At 38.8% G+C, this 10,078-nt stretch carries 12 protein-coding genes and 2 pseudogenes; 10 read left to right on the top strand and 4 right to left on the bottom strand.

What is annotated here, in order from left to right; genetic code table 11:
- Window positions 1-245 precede the first annotated feature (245 nt).
- The 6 genes and pseudogenes from B4F91_RS06645 to B4F91_RS06620 form a co-directional block, all read left to right on the top strand.
- Window positions 246-485: pseudogene (locus B4F91_RS06645) on the top strand (GNAT family N-acetyltransferase); the annotation flags it as partial.
- 163 nt (window positions 486-648) lie between these two features.
- Window positions 649-852 (top strand): annotated as a pseudogene (locus B4F91_RS06640) (GNAT family N-acetyltransferase); the annotation flags it as partial.
- Between the two features lie 56 nt (window positions 853-908).
- A complete protein-coding gene (locus tag B4F91_RS06635) occupies window positions 909-1,328 on the top strand; it encodes a GNAT family N-acetyltransferase (RefSeq protein ID WP_286936234.1) in 420 nt (139 codons plus the stop codon).
- A 612-nt stretch (window positions 1,329-1,940) separates the two neighbouring features.
- Window positions 1,941-2,264, top strand: coding sequence for a thioredoxin family protein (locus B4F91_RS06630; protein ID WP_054982009.1), 324 nt, complete (start codon window positions 1,941-1,943; stop codon window positions 2,262-2,264).
- Window positions 2,265-2,283: 19 nt separating this feature from the next.
- Window positions 2,284-3,234, top strand: coding sequence for a thioredoxin-disulfide reductase (trxB, locus tag B4F91_RS06625; protein ID WP_286936232.1), 951 nt, complete (start codon window positions 2,284-2,286; stop codon window positions 3,232-3,234).
- Window positions 3,235-3,360: 126 nt separating this feature from the next.
- Window positions 3,361-3,951, top strand: a complete 591-nt coding sequence (locus tag B4F91_RS06620; RefSeq protein ID WP_054982011.1) for a TetR/AcrR family transcriptional regulator — start codon at window positions 3,361-3,363, stop codon at window positions 3,949-3,951.
- 128 nt (window positions 3,952-4,079) lie between these two features.
- Here B4F91_RS06620 and B4F91_RS06615 read toward each other — a convergent pair whose 3' ends face one another.
- Both B4F91_RS06615 and B4F91_RS06610 read right to left on the bottom strand, forming a co-directional pair.
- Window positions 4,080-4,490, bottom strand: a complete 411-nt coding sequence (locus B4F91_RS06615; protein ID WP_286936230.1) for a hypothetical protein — start codon at window positions 4,488-4,490, stop codon at window positions 4,080-4,082.
- Between the two features lie 21 nt (window positions 4,491-4,511).
- A complete protein-coding gene (locus B4F91_RS06610) occupies window positions 4,512-4,994 on the bottom strand; it encodes a DUF2938 domain-containing protein (protein ID WP_282448124.1) in 483 nt (160 codons plus the stop codon).
- 166 nt (window positions 4,995-5,160) lie between these two features.
- Here B4F91_RS06610 and B4F91_RS06605 point away from each other — a divergent pair, with 166 nt between their 5' ends.
- A complete protein-coding gene (locus tag B4F91_RS06605) occupies window positions 5,161-6,045 on the top strand; it encodes a LysR family transcriptional regulator (protein ID WP_286936228.1) in 885 nt (294 codons plus the stop codon).
- Between the two features lie 251 nt (window positions 6,046-6,296).
- Here the strand turns inward: B4F91_RS06605 and B4F91_RS06600 are convergent, their stop codons facing one another.
- A complete protein-coding gene (locus B4F91_RS06600) occupies window positions 6,297-6,881 on the bottom strand; it encodes a TetR/AcrR family transcriptional regulator (RefSeq protein ID WP_054982015.1) in 585 nt (194 codons plus the stop codon).
- Window positions 6,882-7,181: 300 nt separating this feature from the next.
- Here B4F91_RS06600 and B4F91_RS06595 point away from each other — a divergent pair, with 300 nt between their 5' ends.
- The 3 genes from B4F91_RS06595 (at window position 7,182) to B4F91_RS06585 (ending at window position 9,008) form a co-directional block, all read left to right on the top strand.
- The gene (locus B4F91_RS06595; RefSeq protein WP_054982016.1) at window positions 7,182-7,733 is read left to right on the top strand and encodes a carboxymuconolactone decarboxylase family protein; all 552 of its coding nucleotides are present in this window, start codon (window positions 7,182-7,184) and stop codon (window positions 7,731-7,733) included.
- A gap of 109 nt (window positions 7,734-7,842) precedes the next feature.
- On the top strand, window positions 7,843-8,574 hold the full coding sequence (locus tag B4F91_RS06590) for an SDR family oxidoreductase (protein ID WP_054982017.1): 732 nt from the start codon (window positions 7,843-7,845) through the stop codon (window positions 8,572-8,574).
- Between the two features lie 191 nt (window positions 8,575-8,765).
- Window positions 8,766-9,008 carry a hypothetical protein gene (locus B4F91_RS06585; protein WP_054982018.1) on the top strand — a complete coding sequence of 81 codons (243 nt, stop codon included), beginning with the start codon at window positions 8,766-8,768 and terminating at the stop codon, window positions 9,006-9,008.
- Between the two features lie 119 nt (window positions 9,009-9,127).
- On the opposite strand, the gene B4F91_RS06580 is transcribed toward B4F91_RS06585, so the two are convergent.
- Window positions 9,128-10,036, bottom strand: coding sequence for a LysR family transcriptional regulator (locus B4F91_RS06580; protein WP_054982019.1), 909 nt, complete (start codon window positions 10,034-10,036; stop codon window positions 9,128-9,130).
- Between the last annotated feature and the right edge of the window lie 42 nt (window positions 10,037-10,078).

The following is a 10,078-nucleotide window of genomic DNA, read 5'->3' as shown; positions in this document are numbered from 1 at the left end:
TTACAGCCACAGCTACGAGCTTATTTACAGCGCAGGCGCTTATTAAACGTAGCTCGTTTAAAAAAGTTTAGCTAAAAACAAAGGCCGCAGTATTTATTTACTGCGGCCTTTTTGTTTTAAATAGACTTGTAGATTATTAATTTGGCTAATATTGGGTGTATAAAAATCAATATCTTCATTTGATTGATTATAGGTACATACACTGATAGCTTACTAATTGCACAAAGTTGTTCTAAAGGAAAAACATGAATCTGTCACTGGAAGACATCACCGCCGATAACTATGAAGCCATATGCGAATTGGATGTTACTAAAACGCAAGAAGAATACGTAGCGTGTAATATGTGGTCGTTAGTTGAGGCGCACTACAATAGCGGGTATACCTGTAAAGCGATTTACCTAAATGCTCTGCCAGTAGGCTTTTTTATGTGGGTACAAGAAACCCCTACAAAGGTTTCTATTTGGCGCTTTATAGTAGATCAATCTTATACCAACTCCAATAAATAGCTGATCTATTTTACTTGCTAAAACAACCCATTTCTTTGTTTTAAATTTCGTAAAGGGAGCAACCATTTACAGCAATTTACGCCTAGAACTGAATTGTTTTTTCGGCGTAAAATTTAGAACACATACTTAATGGAGTTGGTATTATCAAAATAAAGGCATTGGGCGCAAAGCACTGGCTATGGCAATTGAAGAGATTAAAACAATTTCTAAGCTTGAACAAATCGAGATTTGTTATAACCCGCAAAATCCTGTTGCTAAAAACTTTTATTCAAGCTTCGGGTTCGAGGAAGTGGGCCTCGATGAGGATGACGACGATATGTTAGCGGTAATTAAAATTAGCCGTTAACTCATTTATAAGTAAGCGCTAATTTTAAAGAATGATAATAGTTTTAAGGAAATACTGTGATCATAAGGCCATTTGCAGAGAACGACTTTTTAGCCGTTCAAAACATATATCAGCAAGGTATTGATACCGGCAACGCGACCTTTCAAACTAAAGCTAAAAATTGGGAACAATGGAATAGTTCTATGCTTAACTGTTGCCGTCTTGTTGCAGTTGAGGATGAAAAGGTGCTTGGCTGGGCCGGGTTATCTGCGGTTTCAAGCCGTGAGGTTTACTCGGGCGTTGCCGAGGTAAGTGTATATATTGCAAACCAAGCCCAAGGTAAAGGCTTGGGGCACGCATTACTTTGTGCACTCATTAATGAATCAGAAAGCAACGGTATATGGATGCTACAAGCCAGTATATTCCCTGAAAACATAAGCAGTATTACACTACATACTCGTAATGGTTTTGGCAAGTTGGAAACCGAGAAAAATTAGGACAGCTGCATGGCGTATGGCGCAATGTAACTTTAATGGAAAGGCGCAGCGCCGTCGTAGGCCTCTAAACCTTCAAACAGCATAATAAATACAATGTGCGTTCATTATTATGCTTTTAAATCGCATTTATTATTGAAATTATTTAAGAAAAACTCACAACCTCAGAATGTATATTGCTCACCTTCCCTACTCTTTTCTCAAAAACCATAAATTAATTATTTTAAATTTCAGCTCCTAGCTGCGTTGTTTTTTTACTTTATAACCTATTGCTTTAATTTAAAAAATAAAAACAAAGTCGCTTCAAAATAATTTATGAGTGCGGCTTTTTGAGTGTTAATTTTACTTATTTGTGGAATGAGTGTTCTATAAGTTGTTGACACTCGCGATTCTTGAGTGTAAGTTTTGGATCAATCGATCCACAAGTGTTATGGGTAATGTGTTTTAAGTTGATATTTTTAAGAGTTTGTTCCTCTTATTTTAAATAGCATCTTTTTAAAACACGTTTATAGCTCTGATATTTATTATGCGTAGTTTGCATATATAAATGACCTGTTAGGCGAAATATAGGTGTGCCACTGTGGGTCGATTTTTACTTTTAACTAGGAGCCAAAAATGACTAACCAAGTAATTAAATTAAATGATGAAAACTTTGAATCGCTAAACAAAAAAGACGCCAAATTAGTTGTAAGACTATGGGCTGAGTGGTGTGCTCCATGCCAAATGATGTCGCCTATTTACGAGCAAGTAGCCGATAACCTCGCTGATGAAAATATTATTATGGGTGAGCTTAATATTGATGATTTTCCATCAGTTGCAGCCAAATTAGCGGTAAGAAGTATTCCTACTGTTGTTGTATTTAAAAACGGTAAAGAAATAAATCGCTCTGTAGGTATGATGCCTGCGCCAGAGCTACAAGCGCTAATTTTAAAAGATTAGTACGCCAAAGAGGTGATAAATGAGCACACATCGAAAGTTGATAATTTTGGGTTCAGGGCCTGCTGGTTACACTGCAGCTATTTATGCAGCTAGAGCAAACCTTGAACCATTACTAATTACTGGCCTTGAAGTGGGTGGGCAACTCACAACAACGACTGATGTTGAAAATTGGCCAGGATACCCAACGGGTATTCAGGGGCCACAACTGATGAGGCAGTTTAAAGATCATGCCGAAAATTTTGATACCGAAATAATGCATGACTACATCACACATGTTGACCTGCAGCAAAGGCCATTTGTGCTTAAAGGGCAGCAAACTTACACAGCTGATGCGTTAATTATTTCTACGGGTGCATCGGCAAAGTACCTTGGCCTACAAAGTGAGACCGAGTTTAAAGGTAAGGGTGTATCGGCATGTGCAACCTGCGATGGCTTTTTTTATAAAAACCAAAGCGTAGCTGTGGTTGGCGGTGGTAATACCGCTGTTGAAGAGGCTTTATATTTAGCTAATATTGCCTCGCACGTTACGCTTATTCACCGTCGTGATTCACTCAGTGCCGAAAAGGTTTTACAACAGCGCCTATTTGATAAAGTAGCGCAAGGTAAAGTAACTATTAAGTGGAATAACCAAGTAGATGAAATAGTGGGTGACGCTAACGGCGTTACAGGAATTACTATTAAATCAACGTTACCGGAGCAAGATAGAGAAACACTGAGCGTTAATGGCGTGTTTATTGCCATTGGGCATCAGCCTAATACACATATTTTTAAAGATCAGCTTGATATGAGCGATGGCTACATTAATGTGTATTCTGGGTTTGAAAATGGTGAAACATTAACTAATATTCCCGGCGTATTTGCCGCAGGTGATGTAAGCGATAACCATTATAGGCAGGCAATTACATCTGCAGGTTCTGGGTGTAAAGCTGCACTAGATGTAGAGCAATACTTTACTCGCTTAGGTGCTTAGCACAGCAACTGTATTTAAAACTTATGATATGATCAGCACAATGCCCGACAATACTTAGTATTTCGGGCTTGAGTGTTTTAACTAACAATACACTTATTTAAAATTTACTTACTTGAGGTGATTTATATGGCCCGAACCGGACGCCCACGCCAGTTTAACCGTGAAGATGCAATAAAAAGTGCAATGGATTTGTTTTGGCAAAAAGGCTACGAATCCACTTCTTTAGCTGAGCTACGCAAAGTGTTAGGCAATATTTCATCTGCGAGTTTTTACGCAGCATTTGGCTCAAAGCAAGCTCTATACAGTGAATGTTTAGCACTTTATACCAGCACCTGTGGAGAGACCTTTTCGGAGCTAGAAAACGAGTCGGTTCCTGCAAAAGCAGCGATTAAAAACATGGTGTTTAAAACCATTCATATGCAAACCTCAACTAAGCAACCATCGGGCTGCATGATTGTTTTATCTGGCTTAAACTGCGGCGACGAAAATAAAGAAGTTGAGCAAATGGCACTGTCGGTACGCAACGATATTCGTAAAGCGCTTGTAAAATGCATAGAGCGCGGAACAGCCCAGCAAGAGTGGCAACAAGAAATGCCCGTAGAGCAATTTATGCTAATTTTAGATACCTTTATTAATGGCCTTTCTATTCAATCAAGAGACGGCATTGCACGGGAAAAGCTTTTAGAAGCCTGTGAGTTATTTTTAGATAGGTGGTAATAAGTAGATTGCTTTAAGCGCGTAGAAAAAACAGATTTAACGTAACTAAATTAAATTTATATATAAAAAAACAAGGCGCACTTTTAATAAAAAGTGCGCCTTGTTGGTTTTAGCTACGGTATTTAATGTTAAACCGTTTTAGCAGGTAACTTTGCGGCTGTTATTGCTAAATAAGTGAGCCCAATAATACCTGTTAGTGCACAGGCCGATAAAATATATGGGTCAACTAACAGGTTATCTTTAAATTCAAAGGTGCCTGCTGATATTTTTTTCCAGCCCATAAAGTGCTGATTAGCGGCCACTGTTGCGCCAAAAAAACCAATTACTAAAGCAAAATATTTGCCTATCCAGTGTGTAACCGCAGGCGTTATTAATAATAAGCCTAACAGGCCTATTACTGAGCGCTGCACTCTACAATAGGGGCACGCATACACAATGCCTAATAAATCTGTGCTCCACGCAGCTATTGAAATAACAATAGCTAATAAGCCCACTATTTTTATATGCGTAGAATAGGTGCTTAAATTTAAAATGTTCATAGTCTGCTTTCCTACTTAAAATTATGCTAAAACCAGTGCGGCTAAAAACATGCCTAAGCCAAATATGGTGTGCCCTACAAAGCTTTTTATGCGCGTAACGGTGGGGTTAGGTGTTTTTGCACCGGCCATACCCGCCCCCATGCCTGGCATCATAATAAAAAAGGGGGCAACTATGCCAAACCACGAAACAAGTAATGCAGGTAGTATGGTTGGCAAATCAAGCCACTGCGTGTTTACACACACCATTAATATTAACCCGTACGCTATGCCAATTAGGTAGTGTACAACCCAACCAATACCAAGCTCACCCGGTATTTTTTCGGCCTTAGGTAGTGCAGGCTGATAAAATTGCCCCGATTTCATATGGCCCACCCAGCGACCAACTAATCGCCAATTTGTGGCAGGTAAATCAAAAAACTTAGCGAGTAACCCCGCGTAAATATCTAACACTATTGTGCCCCCTATACCTATTAATATAAAAGTATAGATAGAGTCGCTAAACATAGGCTGTATCTCCTGGTAATACGTTAAATGCTAGGTGTTTTGCTGGTGCGTATACATAACACAACAGCAAAGTGCATAGACTTGAGTATGTAATGTGATAATATTACCAAAACACCATTATGAACACCAATGGTAAAAACTGGTTTTGGAATGAATATAAATCATAATGCTTGAACGTAATCATCTACACATTATTAAAGAGGTTAATCGCCTTAAAAGCGTGACCGCCGCGGCCGAGAGTTTAAACTTAAGCCAGTCGGCTGTGAGCCATACTATTGCTAAATTAGAGCGCCGATTTGGCGTAAAACTGTGGCACCGTAAAGGCAATACGCTGGTGTATTCTCAGGCGGGGCTTTATTTACTTTCACTTGCAGACAAAATGGTCACCGAGTTTGAGCACGCCGAGCGCGTATTACAAGAGTTTGCCCAAGGCCGGCGAGGAATCATGCGTATAGGCATGGAATGCCACCCGTGTGAGCAATGGTTAATGGGCAAAATTCAGCAATTTTTAAAAGCATGGCCAGAGGTAGACGTAGAAATAAAAAGTGCCTTTAGATTTGATGGCATAGCAGCACTCAAAGCCAACGAAATAGATGTGCTAATAACCCCCGACCCCATCAATACAGAGGGCTTAAACTTTAGGTCGGTGTTTAACTACAATTTATGTATTGTCGTGAGCGAGCAAAACCCGTTATACAACAAAGAATTTGTTACAGCACAAGATCTCGAAAACCAAATACTTTACACCGTGCCCGTAGGCTACAACCGCTTAGATGTATACACTCGATTTTTGGACCCCGCTAACGTGCAACCCAAACGCAGAGTACCCATAGAAAGCACTGAAATGATGCTGCAATTAGTGTCTGCCAATCGTGGCGTGGCAGCATTACCCGAGTGGCTAGTGTCATCGCACGAAAGCCGTTTAGGCATAAAAGGCATCCGCATAGGTAATAAAGGGCTGCAAAAAAGCGTGAATGTAGGCGTGCGCGATGACGACTTACAGCTTGATTATGTAAAAGGGTTTATAGAGTCAACCCGCTCAAATGTGTAAATGGCTTTGCTGTTAAATGTAAGGCGGTGAAGAGAATTAATAATTTGGGGGATTAACTTGAGCTGTTAGGTATATGCCAGTGTAGGTCGGATAAGCGAAGCGCCATCCGACACAGTAAAATACTTTGCCAATTATTACAGTATTTAATGTTGTTGAGTAGCTAGAGAGTGCCATTTTCAGAGGATCAGGAGCATGTTGTAGGCCGCCAAGGTTTGATCCTTTAGACCTATATGATTAACCCTTAACTCCTATTAAAAAGGATAATGCGTAAAAATATCGTCTATCATGGCACTAACCTTATTTTTGTCTTTATTAATTTTAGCAAAAGTACGTAAACCTGTTATTTGAATTTGTACATGGGTAGCAAGATCTTCAGCATTTTTATTTTTATCCACCTCACCTAATGTCTGTGCTTCTTCAATTAATTTGACCAATGCTGAGGATATATTAACTAGATGTGCTTTCGTTACATCAATTAAATCTTGATTCTCATCTGTTAATTCTGAAATAGTTTTTGACAGCATACAAATGCCATTTGGAGCACTATTTTGTGACTCTACTATTATTAACTTCATAAAGGCTTTTAGTGCATGAAGTGGCGAATCATGTTCGTCTTTACATTGCTGTAATAGTGACAGGCTCATATCAGCATAGTTAGCTAAGGCTTCCTTAAATAAACCATCTTTATTACCAAATGCTGAGTATATGCTACCGGGGCGAAGGTCTACCGCGTCTTGCAAGTTTCGCATTGATGTTGCATGAAAGCCTTTCTTCCAATAAAGATTGGTTGCCTTATCTATCACTTCTTGGCGATCAAATGTTGTGGTCTTTGCCATAACTTCACCTAAAAACATTAAATGAACAGTCGTTCAATTATAGTTATATTTTATCTTTAGGTAAAGTTAAACTCAGCAGAGGTGACTTCTAATAAAGCAAAAATATTTCAAGACAAATATCCATTTAAATACAATAGATTATATTTACATATTTAAAATAATTGAACGATCGCTCAAATATAGCTTGAACGATCGTTCAGGTGGGTATATAGTTCACTCCATCAACTAAGGGGCTTCAAGATTTATTCCCTTTTTATATAGGGACAACCCCTAAACAACCTATGTCATTGGAGATTAAAAATGAGCAAATTTACATTACACACAGTAGAAACAGCACCAGAAAAAAGCAAAGCAATTTTAGAGGGCGCTAAAAAGCAAATGGGTGTTGTTCCTGGCTTATATGCAGCAATGGCTGAATCACCAGAAATATTAAAAGCTTATACACAGCTACATCAGTTATTTACAGCAACATCATTCAACGCAGAAGAATTAACTGTAGTGTGGCAAACAATTAACGTTGAGCATGAGTGTCATTATTGTGTGCCAGCTCATACTGGTATTGCACACTCAATGAAAGTTGATGCCGCTTTAACTGAGGCGTTACGTAACCAAGAAGCGATGCCAACAGAGAAACTACAAGCGCTTCAAGATTTCACGCTAGCTATCGTACGCCAACGCGGCAACGTAACACCTGAACAAGTCGATGCTTTCTTTGCCGCAGGTTACGCGCAGCAACAAGTATTAGAAATCATTCTTGGGTTATCACAAAAAGTGATCAGCAACTATGTAAACCACATTGCTGAAACACCAGTAGATTCAATGTTTAATAAATTTGAATGGACTAAAAAGTAACGAGTTATAACTGCACAGTTATAGTAAATACTGTATTACAGCCTAATCAATTTTCCGTTGCGATAAAACTTTAGCAATCGCAACGGATACTAAACCAAAGGAATATCAAATGAGTTTTATCATTAAAGACAAAGTAGCTTTCGTTACCGGCGCAAATCGTGGCATAGGTAAAGCCATTGTTGAGTCACTTCTGCAACACGGTGCCAAAAAAGTATATCTTGGTGTGCGCAATCCTGAGTCAACTAAAGCATTAGAAAAGCAATACGGTGAAAAAGTAGCAACTATCCAGACGGATATTTCAAGCACCGACTCAGTTAACAAAGCGGCAGCTGAGGCTACTGATGTCGATCTTGTAGTTAACAACGCAGGTATAATGCTGTCGACTACACCTTTAGCAGAGAATATTTTTGAGTCTTTAGCTAGGGAAATAGACGTTAATGTTTATGGTTTAGTGCGTATCGCTAACGCCTTTGCAAAAGCGCTTGAACGTAATAAAGGTGCGTTAGTCCAACTGAATTCTGTGGTATCGATGAAAAACTTTCTTCAGGAAACCACTTACTCGGCATCTAAAGCTGCATCCTACTCAATCACACAAGGATTGAAAGACGCATTTGCCGAAAAAGGCGTTCAGGTACTTAGTGTTCACCCAGGCCCAATTGAAACAGATATGGGAAAAAGAGCTGGCTTTGATAACTTAGCAAGTGCTGAGTCTGTCTCTGAAGGCATTATAGACTCTCTTGAAAAAGGCGACTTTTTACTCTTCCCAGACGATATGGCTAAGATGATTGAAGGTGCTTACCAAAGCTACGCAGACAATATTATCTTGAAAGATTTTTCATAGTAAATCTTGAGCTAATAGCTAAGGGTTATACGGCTATCTACTCTCAAGCACTGTTATTTTTTTTTGTCGTTATAGCAGAGAAAGATAGAAGAAAATGGACCATGGCAAGCTTTGGTATTATTTCTGTATTAGGACTTAGCTATTTACTTTCTATTCAGTAAGCTGAATTTTAATGACACCTTGGAGCAAGCATGAAAAAAATTCCGCGTAAGTATCAATATCCACTTACTGTTTCTATGGTGTCATCTTCAATGTTGCTAGGAACGTCTGGGGTGATGGCCTATAAAACCCTGCCTGATGAGGCTTCGTTTATCAGTGCATGGATTAACTCTATTGAGCAAATTATCCCTTTTGCAATAATGCTATTATTAGTTGTCGCACCAACGATTAAACTCCTTGTGACGAAAATATTGTTAGAGCCAGAAGCAAAATGAGAAGTTGTACTGACTTTAAGCGCTTATTTTTATCAACGTCATCAATACTATAATAGCCAATAGCGGTCTATTAGACTTATCTTTTTAATGTATTTAGCACTTAATCTGTTCTAGCAAAACTAACTCACTATGGATTTAAATAAGTCTGATGGTTTATCCATTTTTTGAATTATTTTTTCTCTAAATGCGACCACCCTACTAGCAATCAACTGACGATCACTCCATACAATATAAGCTTTGCCTTTCGGGCACTCTACATCGGGCAATACCCTCTGTAGCACTGCGTCTTTTTCAAATTCTAACACTTCTTTCGGTATCAAGCCTATCCCTATGCCCGCTTTAACTGCATTAATCATTAAACGGAGGCTATTTATTGAATACTTAGCCATTACAGGTAGCTTTGTAGTTACACCTTGGTACTTAAATTCCCAAAAAGGTATAGTATTTCCTGCAAGTAAATTATGTTCAAGTAATGACTCTATATTATTGGGAATACCTTGAGCTTTAAGGTATTTGGGTGATGCAGCTAAGACTAGCTCAGTTTGAAATAAGGGTTTTTGAATTAATGTAGGTATATTGCTCGGTGTAGTAACAATCGCGAGATCAATACGTTCATCAATATAGTTTTCAGTGTCAGAAGAGAAACTAATGTGGATTTTAACACCGGGATGTTCTGTCATAAATTCGATTGCTAGATTCTGAAGAAAATAATCAGCGAAAGGCTCTGGACACGATACATAAATCTCACCCGTTAATGTTGCCTGTGTATTAGAAAGGTTGAGCCATTGTTCATCAACTTGTTTGAAAATAGGAGCAAAGCGTCGGTAATATTCTTCACCTGCATTAGTGAGTTGGAATTTTTTGGCATGTCGATGAATGAGTTTCTCACCTACTTTTTCTTCTAACTGACTCACAGCCCTAGAAAGCGTCGGGGCAGAGGCTGTAGCTAAAAGACTAGCCGGGGCGTAACCACCACACTCTACTGACAGGCAAAACCAATATAAATTGCCGAGCTCTTTTGCATCCATAATATCTAATCATTCAAATATGAATTTATAAATTTCAATAAT

This window comes from Pseudoalteromonas sp. UBA6610, assembly GCF_002433295.1.
In the GTDB taxonomy this organism is placed as follows: Bacteria; Pseudomonadota; Gammaproteobacteria; order Enterobacterales; family Alteromonadaceae; genus Pseudoalteromonas; species Pseudoalteromonas atlantica.
Note: the sequence above shows the minus strand (reverse complement) of the source record. Positions and strands in the feature narration are given on the sequence as shown.